This is a genomic window from Staphylococcus lugdunensis (genome assembly GCF_001558775.1).
GTDB classification, from domain to species: Bacteria; Bacillota; Bacilli; order Staphylococcales; family Staphylococcaceae; genus Staphylococcus; species Staphylococcus lugdunensis.
The window spans coordinates 2,148,516-2,164,687 of sequence record NZ_CP014022.1 but is presented as its reverse complement, the minus strand read 5'-3'; the positions used below and the strand labels follow the sequence as shown (position 1 = coordinate 2,164,687).

Below are 16,172 nucleotides of genomic sequence, written 5' to 3'. Positions count from 1 at the left end.
ATATATTTCTAATTGCAATCAACATAAATAACTCCTTCCAAAGTCTACATTTCCTCCATGTTTACTTTGAAAGGAGCTTACTAAGCTGTTTTCATTTTCTATCTTAGAAAATGAACCAATGCTTAATAATATTAATTAATTTGAATACCACCCGTTACACCGAATACTTGACCTGTTATATAGCTCGCGTCTTCTGAAGCAAGTAACACGTATGTGCCAGCTAATTCAACGGGTTGACCAGCACGTTTTAAAGGCGTTTGTTGACCAAATTCTGGGATTTTTTCTTGCGGTTGTCCACCGGTAATTTGTAATGGTGACCAAAATGATCCTGGTGCTACACAATTCACTCGTATCCCTTTATCTGCCAATTCTTCAGAGAAACTTTTAGTAAGTGAAATAATTGCTGCTTTAGATGCCGCATAATCATGTAATATTGGACTCGGATTATAACCTTGTACAGAAGAAGTCGTTATAATTGTAGCTCCGGGTTGTAAATAATCTAGCGCTTTCTGTATCGTCCAAAAGACTGGATATATGTTTGTTTCAAATGTCTCTTTCACGTGTTCTGTTGTAAAACCATGAATATCGTCATGATATTGTTGATGTCCAGCAACGAGCGTAATATTATTTAAACTACCTAAAGATTGATACGCTTGTTCGACCAAATCATAATTAAATTGTTCATTTCTGAGGTCTCCCGGCAGAAGAACCGCACGTTGTCCAGCTTTTTCAATTACTTCCTTTACTTCTAACGCATCCTGTTCCTCACTAGGTAAATAGTTTAACGCAACGTTTGCACCTTCTTTAGCATAAGCAATTGCAGCAGCACGACCAATCGCAGAGTCCGCACCTGTTACAAGCATATTATATCCTTGTAAGCGACCATGCCCCACATATGAAGTTTCGCCACAATCTGGTTCAGGTGTCATCTCTGATTGCAATCCGGGTAACGGTTGTTCTTGTTTTTCGTAAAGACTGTATTTATATTTCGTTCTTGGATCTTTTTGTTCCATAACGGTCATCTCCTAATTAATGAGCTAGTAGTTTTATACCCAAGTTAGATAGCACGTTAATCATGAACAATAAAATTCCTTACTCTTCTGCATTAGCTAATAATTGTTGAATCAATGTTATAAAATAGTCAGGTGCTTTTTCTAAAATATGTTCATCTGGATCATATTTAGGATGATGTAAATCATAATCGCTATTAGAACCAATAAATGCAAATACACCAGGTCGTTCATCTAATAAACCGGAAAAATCTTCTCCAATCGTAACAGGTAGTTCCAGAGTTGTAACATCGTAGCCTACTTTTTGAGCTGCTTTTATTGCTTCTAGTGTCAAATGTTCATCATTATACACCGCACCAGGTAATCGTGTGTAATTCAATTCTATCTTAACGTGGAACAAGTTTTCTAAACCAGTCGCAATATCTTGCATTCGTTGCTCAATTTTACTTTGGATTGCTGTATCAAATGTTCTAACGGTACCTTGAACATAAGCATCATCAGGAATAACATTCCATGTGTTACCTGCCGATACTTCACCTATTGTCACAACAGCGCTGTCAAATGCAGAAATATTTCTACTAACTATTGATTGTAAGCTGGTAATCAATTGTCCAAGTACGATAACAGGATCGTTACCTTGCTCTGGCTTAGCTGCATGTGCACCTTTACCAAGTATTTTAAATTCAAAATGGTCTACATTAGATGTCATTGCACCAGATTTAATCGCAAATTGATTAATCCCCAGCGTAGGATAATTGTGAAAACCTAGCACAGCTGATACGTTATTTAAAGCTGAGGTTTGCGCTAAAACTTTAGCACCATAACCCAGTTCTTCAGCAGGTTGGAATAATATCCGTACGGTACCTTGCAAACTTGTTTCGAGTGCTTTTAATTGGACAGCCACTGCCAAAATGGATGCCATGTGAATATCATGTCCACAAGCATGCATCACCCCTTCATTTGTAGAGGTAAACGCATGGTTAACTTGCTCATCAATAGGTAATGCATCAATGTCTGTTCTAACTGCTATACAAGGCAATCCTTGCCCAATTTCAGCTACTAAACCGGTAGCCATTGGTATATCTAAGATGCGGATGGCGGATGTCATATTGCTGTAAAATGCGGCGAATCCGCTTTGTCGTCTCAAATTCATCATTAGAAAGTTCAGGATATTGATGAAACATCCGACGCCAATTAACAATATCATTATAATTAAGCATGTATATCTACGTCCTTTCTAAAAAAGTAAATCACGTCATGGATAATTGTTCCTCACACGACTCCGATAACTAAATTAAGTGTGATTAAAATTAATATTATAGAAACACCCATTACTATTAACCGAACCATGGGTGCAGCTTTAATATGTTTGATTGTTCTGCTATCAAATGTATTTAGAAATATTGTAATTCGTACAGAAGCTAACACTGCCATAATGTTTTGACCATATTGACCAGCTCATTGTGCAATATAAAATGAAAATCGAGATTGTGACATATCTATTGCCCTTATGTATAATAGATTAACACAATTGTCAAATTATTCTCACAAATGATGAGTATCTTACTTTTAAATGTGTAAAATAATGCAAGACTATTACAGTTTGATGATAAATTAATGGAATAATTTATTTCTATCGGCTTAATATGTATAATGTTAAAGAAAGAGATTTGGATGGTTACCCTATTGGAGGTTACATAAATGAAAAACAATAGAATTTCCGGGTTCCAGTGGGCTTTAACAATATTTGTATTCTTTATTGTTACGATGGCACTCACTTTAATCCTTCGAGATTATCAACCTATGTTTGGTGTTAAACCTTTTTTATTTGATGCATCTCGTTTAGCACCTTTTATTTCAGCAGTTATCTGTATTCTAATCTTTAAAAATAAGCGTGCCCAACTTTCCGGGTTAAAATTTACAATTAGTTTAACAGTTATTAATCGTCTGTTATTAGCACTTATTTTACCTTTAGTTATTTTTATCATCGGTATGGTGATATTTAATACAATGGCGGATAGCTTTATTTTATTACAAGCATCAAATTTATCTGTAACTGTATTAGCCGTATTAATTGGTCATCTAATGATGGCTTTCTTTGCAGAGTTCGGCTTCCGTTCATATTTACAAACAGTTGTAGAATCTAAAGTAAATACGTTTATTGCTTCTATCATTGTAGGTTTAATGTATGCAATTTGGACAATTAATACAACATATAATTTAGAGTATACAGGCTATAACTTTTTATATACCTTTGCCTTTTCAATGATTGTTGGTGAGCTGATTCATGATACAAATGGACGTACTATTTATATCGCAACAGCCTTTCACGGTTTGATGACGTTTATTCCTGTCTTTCTATTTAGTGAAGAAACGGGAGACCTTTTCTCAATGAAAGTAATTGCCTTAACAACAGCAGCCGTAGCAATCGTCTATATTATCTTCACTATGATTATCAGATATTTTATTTATCGTACAACAGATCAAAGTCTGGACGAAGTAGATCCCAATAATTATTTAGATCATATTGGAGACGATGATACTGAAGAAACAGCAACTGTTTCAACACCAAGTGAAGATTCTGAAAAAGGTACAACATCATCAGAAATGAAGAACGATATTGAACAGACCCCAACATCAACGCCAACAAGTGAAAATCAATCAGAAGCTAATTATCAACCTGAACAACACGAAGCTGATAATAACTTAGAAACAGCAACCGAAGTTCAGGAAACACCATCTGAACAAACAGCTGATTCTGATAATACTAAACCTGAACAACATAACAATGACACAGACTCTAAAAATAATCGACAATCTTCTGTCGTTGCTGATGCGCATCAAGAAATACAAGACGCGCAAAAAGCTTCACCCACAGCAACAGACAAAGAGCAAGACAAGTAACTAAAAACAGGAAGCCAAACACAAACGTTGGCTTCCCGTTTTTTTATTTATTTTTTATTTTAACACCTTGTTGCGTACCAACAATTACTTGATCCGCAATATCTAAAAAGAATCCTGTTTCTAAAACACCCGTAAGATGAATTAAATATTCATGCAATTGATAAGGATCCAATTCTGTTGTCAACTCACAATCAAGAATATAATTCCCATTATCTGTAATAAACGGTACATCGTCACGTATGCGTAATTCCGTACGAATATGACCATAATCTTCTATTTTTGCTTTTATTAATTGCCAATTAAATTTATCTACTTCCACTGGTAATCTAAATGTTTCACCCAAATAATTTACAACTTTCTGTTCGTCAACTAAAACGACAAAGCGTGCTGCTAGTTCATCTATCACCTTTTCTCTGAACAGTGCCCCTCCACCGCCTTTAATCAAATTCAACTGTGGATCTACTTCATCTGCGCCGTCGATTGCTAAATCAATATATGTAATATCATTAATATCGACAATATCAATCTGCTGCTCTTTTGCTAATATGGCCGTTTTATTGGAGGTACATACACCTTTAATTGTTAAATGATCACGTTTAATTTTGTCAGCGATTTTAGGAATGAGTAGTTCTATTGTACTACCTGTACCAATGCCTAAAATCATTTCATCCTTGATTTGAGCAACGGCGTCATCAGTTGTTAATAGTTTCAATTGTTTTGTGTCTAGCATCGTAATTGGAACCCCTTCTCTATTGTTGTATTCCCTTTCATTGTACATGACAACTTTTAAAAGATACAGTTGATATATACAAATTCACTAAAAGCATTGCTACTTTATGAACATTTATAGTAAGCTGTCAATAAAACTTAAAAAGGAGACAAACAATGATACCTGTTGTTGCTATTTCTACTGGTAAAATCCAACACTTGCCTTATAGTACCAAAAAGCCCATGATTTCAGCGTTAGATAAAATACCATTTACTGGTCGCATGTGGCTATCTATTGATGGATTTTCTGAAGATGAACAAGCATATAAAGACCACGGTGGTCCTCATAAAGCAGTTTGCTGTTTTAGTCAATCAAATTACGATATGTATAAAGAAGATTTAGCACAGTTACCTACCTACGCCATGTTCGGGGAAAATGTTACGGTAAAGCATTTAGATGAACGAGATGTTTATTTTGGAAATCAATATCGTTTAGGTGAAGCGATATTAGAAGTCTCAGAAATGCGTGAACCTTGCTGGAAAATTCAAGCTAAATATCAAATTCCTGACTTAGTCAAACGCATGACAGCTTCAGGAAAGACAGGATTTTATTTTAGAGTGATACAGGAAGGCTATGTTTCTCAAGAAGATAATCTAGAATTACTTACTCAAGCAAATAAAGCGTCAAGATTATCTGTTTATGAGTTAAATGATATTTATTACAACGATCGAAAAAATATTTCACGTATATCTTATGCTTTAAATAATCCTTATCTATCTCCTAGCAGACGGGAAAAGTTATCTCGCCTATATCATCGTGCCTGTAAATAATATAATTCTATTAAATGAATAAAGAGCATGATAAGTGTCAACTGTTGATGGTTGACACTTATCATGCTCTTTTTCTTATTGCTCACTAATTTGATAACTTGTTGTTGAAGAAAATTGTTGGCCAGCTCTTAAAATAGACGGTGCTTGTTGACCAAAATAATTTATATCATTGGGTAAAAATTGTGTTTCTAATGTAAAACCTGAATGCGGTTTATATATATTTAACTGGCTCTCCCAAGTTTCTGGATGATTCATCGTGTATATCACAACATAAGGCATATCTGTATCTATTTGTAATTTGAACTCTCCATTTTCTACAGACAATGTTTGTTCGCTTAGTTCAAATGGATGGTCTAACCCTTGATAACGTTCCATTTGTTGCTTAATATCATCTTGATGCGCCTGAAAAATTTCTTGAAATGTAATATGGTCTGAACCAAATTGAGATGTTAAGTTTATAGGTGTGTCATTCAATAAGAAATGTTGACGGTTTAATAAATACATCTTTAAGTCTTTCGCATGTATTTGATGATTATCAATAACATTGTTATCTCTATTCAAATTAAAGTAGACATGATTCGTTGGATTAAATATAGTTGTAGCCGTCGTTTCAGCTTCATAAGTAATCGTCCAACGATGTTCTATATCATAATGATGTATCACTTTAAGCGCTAATTCTCCTGGATAACCGTCATCACTAGCATTTAATTTTGCCTTGAAAATAACTTTTACATCGCTTATTCCTTCAACGATGTCATAGTCAAATAGGACTTGATCACATCCATTTGAACCACCATGGATATGGTTAAGCCCATCATTTTGTTCAAGTTGATAGCGATCTTGATTAAGCTTAAAAGCGCCTGCCTCAATTCGACCGCTATAACGACCTATTGTTGCACCAAATTTCAATGGATTATTTAGATAAAATTCATCAGCTTCTACACGATTACCTAAGACGATATTATTGTCATGAAATTTCCAAGCGACAATTCTTGCACCATAATTTGAAAAGACGATGCTTGTTTCATTATTGTCAATTTTAATAAGGTCGATACCATGTCTTTGCTTTTCTACTTCAACTATCATAATTACTTACGTCTCCCTCTTAACTATGTCCAACTAAGTGCTGTTAGGCAATGACATCACGCACAGAATACAAATTGTATTTTGTATTAAAATTAAAGCCCGTTAAACAAAGCGGATATATAAATATCTGGGCATCATCCATTTACCTAATGCTGAAAATGATTGATTGTAATACTTAAAACTAAAATTTACAATTATACTGCAACTAAAAAATCAGACTTCTTAAATCATACCCTTAAAATATAACCTAATGAATTAGCCCCATCTTTATCACATAATTCCGTGACTAAGAACATGAGCTATCGTTATCTACTTAGCTTATTATTCATAATTTTACGTTTTCTTTATGGTGAAAAGCCATTATACACTTATACATTGTTACACTTTTTTACTTAATATGCCACAAATTATCGCCAATATTCGCAATTCTTCCATGGTTTTTTAGTAAAAAAATTACAACTTCCTATTCCAAATTTCGATGTAATCACTTACAATTTTTCATAGCCTTTTAAATAAAATGAAATTTTCAGCTTATTAACTATATAACAATATCTCTAAGTATCATTTTCCCAAAATAATGTATCTAATGTTGTGCCCAAAGTTTTAGCTATATTTACACATAGTTTTAATGATGGATTGTATTTGCCATTTTCAATCATATTTATTGTTTGTCTTGACACACCAACAGCTCTAGCTAATTCCAGTTGAGATATTTTAGAATAACCACGATATACTTTTACTTTATTCAAGCGTGTCACCACTTCTTTCACATTAACTCTTAATTAAATCATACGTAAATGACGAACCAAAGTCAAATATATATGACATTTCCAAGGAATAATTCTATTTTTTATTGTGTTTCTATACCAATTCATTTGCTGGCATAAAGTGTCTCTTTTTAAGAACAAAAGATCAAATTCACTGCTAAACTTCGATTTCAATACAATTCTATGACTGACTTTGGTAAAGTTAAAGATATAATACAAATTCACTAAAAGGAGAATGTAATGGATTTCATCGTCCCTAGTACCATAGATACTGCTAAAGCATTATTAGGTGTCAAAGTGATTTATAATGATGATGGCCAAATTTATTCTGGATATATAGTAGAAACAGAAGCTTATTTAGGCTTTGATGATCGTGCAGCACATGGCTTTGGGGGTAAACAAACTCCTAAGGTTACATCCTTATACCAACGTGGTGGCACGATTTATGGACATATCATGCACACCCATTTATTAATTAATTTTGTCACACAACAAGCGGGTGTACCTGAAGGGGTGCTCATACGTGCAATTGAACCTGTCGATGGTATTGAAGCTATGAAAATAAATCGTGGTAAGCACGGCTATGAATTAACAAATGGACCTGGAAAATGGACAAAAGCATTTCATATTCCACGTGCCATTGATGGAACACTATTGAACGTCGGACGCCTATCCATAGACACAAAAAATCGTAAATATCCACGTGAAATTGAAGCAAGTGCACGAATTGGAATACCTAACAAAGGTATATGGACATCAAAACCTCTACGTTATACAGTTAAAGGTAATCCATATGTTTCGAGAATACCTAAAAAGAATATGCGTGCAGCGATAGATACTTGGAAATAGATTTTTTGACATAATAAAGCACCATAGCACACACATACAACATGTAACACACGCTGAAATGAGGTGCTATGGCGCTTTATTTTATATTTTATGATTAATATACATGGCCCCGTATTAATATGGTCTATAAGCCTCTATCTATATCAATATGACGCTGTTCCATCCAAGATAAAAGTTGTTGATCAAAAATAAGTTGTGATTGCTTTAATGCTTCAATGTCTGGCGCATTTAACATCGTCATTATTTGTTGCATTTGGGTTGTAAATTGTGCAACAAAAGTAATCGTTTGTTCCACACCTTCATTTTCAACATGATTTAGAAATGGGCGAGACATCCCTACTGCTTTAGCACCTAATGCCAAACTCTTGATGGCATCTAGTGGCGTTCTTATACCACCGCTAGCAAATATATTGAGTGAAGATTGATATGCTTGGCTTTCAAGCAATGATTCTACCGTGGATTGTCCCCAATTAGCTAAATAATTCATATCTTTATTACTGCGTCGTTCATTTTCTATTGAGACAAAGTTAGTGCCTCCCCTGCCACTTACATCAACGTAAGTCACACCGATGTCTTTTAATGCCTTAAATGTTTCTTTACTGAATCCAAAGCCTACCTCTTTAATGATAACCGGTACCGGAACATGGTTAATCATTTTAGCAATATTATCCATCCAACTTGCGAATGTCCGATTACCTTCTGGCATCACAAGTTCTTGTGGTGCATTGACATGGATTTGTAATGCTTGAGCTTCCATCAATTCAACCGCTTCGACTGCACGCTCAACAGGTACATCAGCCCCAACATTGCTGAAAATGACACCTTCAGGATTTACTTGCCGTGCAATTCGAAATGACTCTATCATATCAGGGTTTCGCAATGCAGCGTGTGTCGATCCCACAGCCATGGCAAGGCCAGTTTCCCGTGCCACAGTAGCCAATTTTTCATTAATTTGTTTCGTCCATTCACTGCCACCAGTCATCGCATTAATATATAGCGGATAATCCAGCTTAAAGTTGGAAGTGTGTGTCGATAAATTCACTTGTGCTACATCAATGTGTGGAATAGAATGATGAACAAAACGCACTCTATCGAAATCTGACGCCGGTGCATCCTGTTGTGCCATAGCAATTTCTACGTGCTCATTTTTTCTTTGTTCTCTTTGAAAATTACTCATTCATTTACCATCCTTTATTAAAGGTTTACCGTACAATATCTATTATTAAAACCAACGTTTTTTTCTAAAAAAGATAATTAATGCAATCGCGATAACTAGCATGACAACTAAACAAATATAATAGCTGTAATGCCATCTTAATTCAGGCATGTTATCAAAGTTCATTCCATAAACACCCGCAATAAAAGTTAATGGAGAAAAGATAACTGATACAAGGGTTAATATTTGCATGATGCTATTCATTCTAAATGATGAATATGATTCATAATTCTCCCTGATTTCATTTGTCATCTCTTGCGATGTACGAATAATATTACTTTGTTTAATCAAATGGTCATCGATATGTTGGATATACATCGAATGCTTGCTATCTACAATTAAATTACCTTCGCTCTTGATTGTTTCCACCAATTCTTGCATTGGAAACATGACTCGTTTAATTTTTATAAGGTCAGATCTTAATTTAAAGACGTTGTCCATAACCTTTTTACTTAAAGCATCATCCACATGCTTATCTTCAAAGTTATAAACCTTTTCTTCAATGTCATACACAAAATCAAAATATTTATCCACCATCATATCTAATATATGAATAACAATATCTGCGCAGTCTAGTTCACCATCATGATGATAAGCATTCCATTTTGCTACCTTCATCAATGATGAAAAATGCTTGTGATGATAGGTCACTAATACATTATTTTTTAAAAAGACATTGAGTGCACGTGGTGAATAATCATCACTATTGATACTATGAAACACGATATATTGATAGTCGTCGTATGCTTTATATTTCACGCGTGGGACGCCCGTAATTGTATCATCAATTTCTAAATAGTTAAAATCAAAATTTTCACGCAAAAAATCATTCTCTTTGGCAGTTGCATCTTCAAAATCATACCAAACAATCGTTGCATCTTTAGGTACATCTGCAATATCAGGTACTGTTGTCAATGATGTGTGTGGTGTTTGGTATCTAATCGTTATACTCATACATATTTCCTCCCACTTCAGCAACGTTCGTTGTTTATTTTACCATGAATTCAATCATGTGTATGTGCTAATTTTATTTAGTATGATAGAACTAACTTAGAAAGATGGAGGATAAGCGATGATATTTACAGTACAAGGCATGGTACAACAATCACAAATTGATCATAATGCACATATGCATGATGCCGATTACAATTATATTTTTAGCGATGCAATCAACCAATTCAATTATACTCACGGATTGCCTCTAGCAGAACGACAAGCGCTGCATTATACAATATTTACTGTCGAAGAACATACAACTTATTTAGCCGAAATGTCGCTAGGAGAACACTATACAATACAACTTTTCATATATAACTATGACGATAAGCGCATACACTTTTTCTTGAAATTAATAAAAGAGAACGGCACTTTGGCAGCGACTAATGAAGTTATGATGCTTGGTATTGATTCAACTACGCGCAAGGCAGCAGCATTCCCAGAACCTTATTTCACAGAAATGACATCATATTACAAGACACAAGACATATCTCAGTGGCCTAAACAATTAGGGCATCAAATCGGAATACCGAATAAAGGATGAACACAATGACAAAATCTAGCATAGAAAAAATAAAATCATATCTCTTAGATTTGCATGATGATTTAAAGCTCAACCTTATAGATATGAATCAAACTAAAGATATGTTTATGAATGGACCTAGTACAGAGTTATTACGTAGAGCACTAAATATGAGCTATTATCAAGGACAAAAGCAGGCACTAGATTGGCTACAGTACAATGTCGAATCTCAAGATTCACATACTTTGATGACGCTAATTGAAGACAAATTACATCTGTTGACTGAACAAGACTCAAAAGTAAAAAATTTGGCTATCATGGCTAAAGAATTGCCTGAACAATTGTCACAAGAAGCACATAGAGATGGTCAACGCTCTATTTTAAAGCATATTAAAACACGCATTGACGTTTTTTAAACTAACAATAAAAAAGATAAGCCTATATAGGCCTATCTCAAATCATTATCTATCGTTTGTGCAATTTGTTTCACTACTTTGTGTGATTCATGAATAGGAAATAACGAAAAGTCATGTATCATTTTGGGATATCTAAAGAACTCAATCGGTTGTCGGTGCTCACTTAAATAAAAATCCAAGCGTTCCATATCAGGATAGTAGATTTCCTTTCCTGCACCAAACATAACAATCGGTGGTAAGCCTTCAAGATTGCCATTAATTGGTGATATTTCAGCATTGTTCAAAGGCTTTCCAGCTGCCCACACTGATAAAATATCATGAACACCTTGTCGATTAACAAATTGATCTTGTTGTTGAAGTTTTTCTGTAATTTCTGGGTTACTTAATGTAGCATCCAATAATGGTGACAATAAATACAATTTACGTGGCATTGGCAACTGCTGTTTGATAAGAGATTGGACAAAGCTTAATGCGAGCGCGCCTCCAGTACCATCACCCATAACTACTATATTTTCAGCACCTACTTCATCCACTAATTGTTCATAAACTGCCTGTATCGCTTTAAAAGTATCATCAATATGAAATTCCGGTGCTTTAGGATAAATAGGTAACACGACCTCATATAACGTGGCTAATGTTAATTTATCCATCAAGCGCCAATGAAATGGCGAGGGTTGTAACGTATTGTAACCACCGTGAAGATAAAGGATTTTCTTACCTATTTCATGTCTAAAATTGAATCGAAATACTTGCATATCATCTAACATTAATTTATCTAAATTTGATTTAACATTTAATGTTGAAGGTTGTTTATGCTTTAAGCGATTAGCATTTCTTCTTTTCTCCATAAATTGATTAAATTGTCCCTCATCCTTAAATTGAATTGAACGATTATGCAGTAAATACTTATTTACCACACGATTCATCATATAAGTTCTCATGTATGTCAACCCCTAAAAATTGCCTGATTTTCTGCAGAATTTAATATTATCGTAATTTTTTTCGTGCTTTTTCAGCGATATAATGTATGATATATATTTGAAATAAGTATTTAAAAAGACCAACTTAGTTATATTTTATTATTATATCAAAGCTAGTATAAAATAATACAACATAGAAAACAATCAAATACTAAAAAGGAGTATCATAATGGAACAATCCCGTTCACAACACCCAACGTATCAACGTACACAATATCAACCAGATTATCAGTTACAAACGACTAAGAAACGTTCTTGGGTTAGTATCATTATTCATTTTATCGTCTTAGTGCTTACCGCCATAAGTGGCTATAGTATGTATAAACAACCTCTTTTTATTTTTGGCTTAAAAGATACAGAAGTAGGTTATACACAGCTCAAAAACTTTAAGCAATCATTATCAAATTTAACTGAATTGAGCATTAACTCGGATCAAGTTACCAAGTTAAATGGACTCGGTTTAAGTGATATAGCCAAACAATTAGAAGCCTTATCCATTAAACCTGAACATATAGAGCAATTAAAGTCAGTGATTGAACAAATAAACATGTTATTCAATATTTTCTTTGGCTTATGCATTTTAAGTTTAATATTAACAATATTAACTTTACTATTTAATCGTACATTGCTTAAATTACTTAACTTTTTGTCTATTGCAAGCATGTTGGCAATAGTCGTATATTTTATGATTGCTATTGATTATTTGGCACAACGTATAGCAAAGTTGTTAAATAATGCTTACGTACAAATCACGCCGGATCAAGTTATCATAGAAGCAGATGCTACACATAATGCCATTATTTTACTTATCTGTTGTTTAGCATTGATATTCTTAAGTTTATTCTTTAGAAGTAAACGTCAAATTAAGCGATTATAAACCTATGATATAGCTACTAAATATGAAAATGAGTGGGTCTGGGACATAAATCTAAGAAAAACAGCAGTAAGATTATTTTCAATTAGAAAATATCTTGCTGCTGTTCTCTATTTTCACAATACTTCGTATTGCATGGCTTCGCTTTCCTAGGGTGCCGTCTCAGCCACCCCAACTCGCGTTGTTCGTTGACTTTCTTTTGGAAAGGTCTTTTTGTTGGGGCCCCACCCCAACTTGCGTTGTTCGTGGAAATGCTTGTTGCATTTCTTTGTGTTGAGGGCCCCACCCCAACTTGCGTTGTTCGTGGAATTTCTGATCGAAATTCTCTCTGTTGGGGCCCCTATATATGTTCTTTGGACATCATTTTGTCGTGTTCTGCGTCTGCTTTTTTCTTGCTTTTTAGGAATAGGCTTAGGATGAATGCGAGTATGCTAAGTGCTGTTGCAATCCAGAATGCGTCGTTGATTCCATCTACGGATGATATTTTTTGGACGAACATAGATAGTACTTTCATTGCGCCTTGTTCTCCTCCGTATTGTGTTGCAAGTTCACGCATATGGTCTTGAACAACAGGATTTGTTTTGTCTAATTCTGTAGAAAATGCATTAAAATGTTGCGTTGTTTGGGTAGTCATAACAGTGACTAATATCGCTGTTCCGATTGATCCAGCCAATTGACGCATCGTATTTAAAAATGCATTCCCATGTGAAATGAGACGTGGTGGTAACGCATTAATTGCCGCAGTCATCAATGGCATCATTACAAATGCCATACCAAATGAGCGGATAATGTAAATGCTCATAATATGCATATAAGGTGTATCTAAATTAAGTTTTGTTAATTCATACGTACCATAAGTCATCACTGCAATACCAAATAAAGCTAACGGTTTAAGACCTACTGTATCAAGCAATTTACCAGCTACTGGACCTAAAGCACCCATCACAAGCGCACCAGGTAACATAAGTAATCCTGAATCTAAAGCTGAGAAACCACGTAAGTTTTGTAAATAAATCGGTAATAAAATCATACCACCAAATAAACTCATCATGACTACCATATTGATAATTGTAGTCAATGTATACGTTGATGATTTCAAAACTTCAAGATTTAACATCGGTGCTTTCATTGTTAATTCACGAATAACAAATAACGTAATAAATACTGCACCAAGAATAAACATCACGATGATTTCTGTTGAGCCCCAGCCTTTGTTACCAGCTTCACTGAAGCCATATAATAAGGCACCGAAACCAATTGTACTGTATACAACACCTTGATAATCGGCTTTAGGATTTGTTGTGCGTTGATATAATCTAAACCAAATAAACCCTATGATAATAGCAATTAATCCTAGAATGAACATACCGTAAAACATCACATTCCAGTGATAGTTTTGAACGATATAACCAGAAAGTGTTGGACCGATTGCAGGAGCTAAAATCATGGCAATCCCCATTGTACCCATGGCTACACCACGGCGTTCAGGTGGGAAAATTGTCACAATAACGTTAGATCCAAGTGGCATTAATATACCAGCACCAATGGCTTGCAATACACGTCCTGTCATCATAATTGGGAAGTTTGTAGAAATCGCACAAACTAATGATCCCAGTGTAAATAATGTAAGCGCGATAATAAACAATTTACGATAAGAATATTTATTGAATAAAAACGCACTGATAGGTATCAAGATACCATTTACTAACATAAATCCTGTCATCAACCATTGACCAGTTGATGCTGAAATGTTGAATTCAGTATTAATACGCGGTAATGCCACGTTTAATAATGTTTGGTTTAAGATAGCAATAAACATACCAAATAACATCGCTGCTATAATTTGAGCACGTGTAACATTTTTGCCAAAGACAAAATCTTCATTTTGATTCTTGATTTGTTCATTGACACGTCCTTCTACAGAGTTCGGATTAATAGCATCATGTGCATCATCTCCTTGATTGACACCATGTGATGTTTCATCAGCGTGTTGTAGCTTATGAGACGTATCTCCTGTTTCTGTCGTTGTAATGTGTTCTGTTGCATCATTGAATTGATGTTTACGTTTATCATCTTCAATGTCATTTGACTTACTTTGATTAAACCCATTTTTAGACATTTCTTCTTTGTCTAAATCACTTATTTTAAATTTAGATTGTTGACTCTTAGAATCTTGTAGATTGCGTTGTTCCTTGAATTGCCCTTTATTTTTATTCTTTTTGCGTGATTTAACCACGAAAAAGTTAATAAGGCCAATAAATATGAGCGCTACAACAATATAACCAATAATGAAGGTCGTAGTCATATTTTGACCCCCTTAGTTTTTATGAATTTTAACTTCAGCGTTCATACCAGGAACAACATCTTTTGATGGTGTAGAATCAAGAGAAATTTTTACAGGAACGACTTGAGATACTTTCGTGTAGTTACCGTCACTATTAGAAGATGGCATTAATGAGAAGCTATTTGCTGTTGCTTGACCAACATGTTCAACTTTACCACTCACTGTTGTACCTTGCGCATCAATTGTAACATCTACGTCGTTACCTTTCTCAATACTGCTGACGTCTTTTTCATCAACATTCGCAGTAATATATAATTTATCTAAATTGTATGCATAAGCGATTGGATTTCCAGCTTGTGCCATAGAACCTTCAGCACCATCTGTTTTTACGATTGTACCGTTTTGTGGCATTTTGATATCCATTGATTGTGTATCGCCACTTTCGCTTTTTCCAACGACTGTAGCTACTTTGTCACCTTTACTTAGCTTGTCCCCTTCTTTAGCATCAAATGATTTAATTTGACCTGATGTTGGACTTGCAATTTTAATTTGTTTACCGTCAACTTTAGCATTATCAGTCGTTACATAGCTTGTCGCATTGTTATAAAAATGGAAGCCAATGATACCAATAACCGCTAAAACAACGATTGTAATCACATTGATTAAAATCAATTTTTTCATCTAAACATTTCCTCCTATTTGCTTTTAAAATTCACTTTATCTATTAT

Annotated in this window: 15 protein-coding genes and 1 pseudogene; 6 read left to right on the top strand and 10 right to left on the bottom strand. The window is 34.4% G+C overall.

Annotated features, from left to right (window positions below):
- Positions 1–131 precede the first annotated feature (131 nt).
- Both AL499_RS10055 and AL499_RS10050 read right to left on the bottom strand, forming a co-directional pair.
- Positions 132–1,013, bottom strand: coding sequence for an SDR family oxidoreductase (locus tag AL499_RS10055; protein WP_002492203.1), 882 nt, complete (start codon positions 1,011–1,013; stop codon positions 132–134).
- A 79-nt stretch (positions 1,014–1,092) separates the two neighbouring features.
- A pseudogene (locus tag AL499_RS10050) lies at positions 1,093–2,230 on the bottom strand (amidohydrolase).
- Between the two features lie 481 nt (positions 2,231–2,711).
- Between AL499_RS10050 and sdpC the strand changes: the two are divergent.
- Positions 2,712–3,914: a peptidoglycan release complex CPBP-like subunit SdpC gene (gene sdpC, locus AL499_RS10045; RefSeq protein ID WP_002478783.1), complete on the top strand. Its 1,203-nt coding sequence runs from the start codon at positions 2,712–2,714 to the stop codon at positions 3,912–3,914.
- A gap of 43 nt (positions 3,915–3,957) precedes the next feature.
- Here the strand turns inward: sdpC and AL499_RS10040 are convergent, their stop codons facing one another.
- Positions 3,958–4,644, bottom strand: coding sequence for a ribose 5-phosphate isomerase A (locus AL499_RS10040; protein ID WP_002478782.1), 687 nt, complete (start codon positions 4,642–4,644; stop codon positions 3,958–3,960).
- 155 nt (positions 4,645–4,799) lie between these two features.
- On the opposite strand from AL499_RS10040, the gene AL499_RS10035 reads away from it, so the two are divergent.
- Positions 4,800–5,453 (top strand): MOSC domain-containing protein, encoded by a 654-nt coding sequence (locus AL499_RS10035; protein WP_002478781.1) that lies wholly within the window; start codon positions 4,800–4,802, stop codon positions 5,451–5,453.
- A gap of 75 nt (positions 5,454–5,528) precedes the next feature.
- Here AL499_RS10035 and AL499_RS10030 read toward each other — a convergent pair whose 3' ends face one another.
- A complete protein-coding gene (locus tag AL499_RS10030) occupies positions 5,529–6,539 on the bottom strand; it encodes an aldose epimerase family protein (protein WP_002492223.1) in 1,011 nt (336 codons plus the stop codon).
- Positions 6,540–7,093: 554 nt separating this feature from the next.
- The gene (locus tag AL499_RS10025) at positions 7,094–7,309 is read right to left on the bottom strand and encodes a helix-turn-helix transcriptional regulator (protein WP_002460156.1); all 216 of its coding nucleotides are present in this window, start codon (positions 7,307–7,309) and stop codon (positions 7,094–7,096) included.
- A 237-nt stretch (positions 7,310–7,546) separates the two neighbouring features.
- Here AL499_RS10025 and AL499_RS10020 point away from each other — a divergent pair, with 237 nt between their 5' ends.
- Entirely contained in the window at positions 7,547–8,155 is a 609-nt protein-coding gene (locus AL499_RS10020; protein WP_002492246.1) for a DNA-3-methyladenine glycosylase, read from the top strand.
- A 124-nt stretch (positions 8,156–8,279) separates the two neighbouring features.
- On the opposite strand, the gene fni is transcribed toward AL499_RS10020, so the two are convergent.
- Positions 8,280–9,332 (bottom strand): type 2 isopentenyl-diphosphate Delta-isomerase, encoded by a 1,053-nt coding sequence (gene fni, locus AL499_RS10015; RefSeq protein WP_002460158.1) that lies wholly within the window; start codon positions 9,330–9,332, stop codon positions 8,280–8,282.
- Between the two features lie 45 nt (positions 9,333–9,377).
- On the bottom strand, positions 9,378–10,325 hold the full coding sequence (corA, locus tag AL499_RS10010; protein WP_002478778.1) for a magnesium/cobalt transporter CorA: 948 nt from the start codon (positions 10,323–10,325) through the stop codon (positions 9,378–9,380).
- 118 nt (positions 10,326–10,443) lie between these two features.
- Between corA and AL499_RS10005 the strand changes: the two genes are divergently transcribed.
- Together AL499_RS10005 and AL499_RS10000 are read left to right on the top strand one after the other, a co-directional pair.
- Positions 10,444–10,911, top strand: coding sequence for a thioesterase family protein (locus AL499_RS10005; protein WP_002492204.1), 468 nt, complete (start codon positions 10,444–10,446; stop codon positions 10,909–10,911).
- A 5-nt stretch (positions 10,912–10,916) separates the two neighbouring features.
- Entirely contained in the window at positions 10,917–11,306 is a 390-nt protein-coding gene (locus AL499_RS10000) for a hypothetical protein (protein WP_002478776.1), read from the top strand.
- A gap of 32 nt (positions 11,307–11,338) precedes the next feature.
- Here the strand turns inward: AL499_RS10000 and AL499_RS09995 are convergent, their stop codons facing one another.
- Positions 11,339–12,247 carry an alpha/beta hydrolase fold domain-containing protein gene (locus tag AL499_RS09995; protein WP_002492271.1) on the bottom strand — a complete coding sequence of 303 codons (909 nt, stop codon included), beginning with the start codon at positions 12,245–12,247 and terminating at the stop codon, positions 11,339–11,341.
- Positions 12,248–12,455: 208 nt separating this feature from the next.
- Here AL499_RS09995 and AL499_RS09990 point away from each other — a divergent pair, with 208 nt between their 5' ends.
- Positions 12,456–13,163, top strand: coding sequence for a hypothetical protein (locus AL499_RS09990; protein ID WP_002460164.1), 708 nt, complete (start codon positions 12,456–12,458; stop codon positions 13,161–13,163).
- A 337-nt stretch (positions 13,164–13,500) separates the two neighbouring features.
- Here the strand turns inward: AL499_RS09990 and AL499_RS09985 are convergent, their stop codons facing one another.
- Complete coding sequence (locus tag AL499_RS09985; RefSeq protein ID WP_002492207.1) at positions 13,501–15,465, bottom strand: DHA2 family efflux MFS transporter permease subunit; 1,965 nt, start codon at positions 15,463–15,465, stop codon at positions 13,501–13,503.
- Between the two features lie 12 nt (positions 15,466–15,477).
- Positions 15,478–16,125, bottom strand: coding sequence for an HlyD family secretion protein (locus AL499_RS09980; protein WP_002492268.1), 648 nt, complete (start codon positions 16,123–16,125; stop codon positions 15,478–15,480).
- Positions 16,126–16,172: the final 47 nt, after the last annotated feature.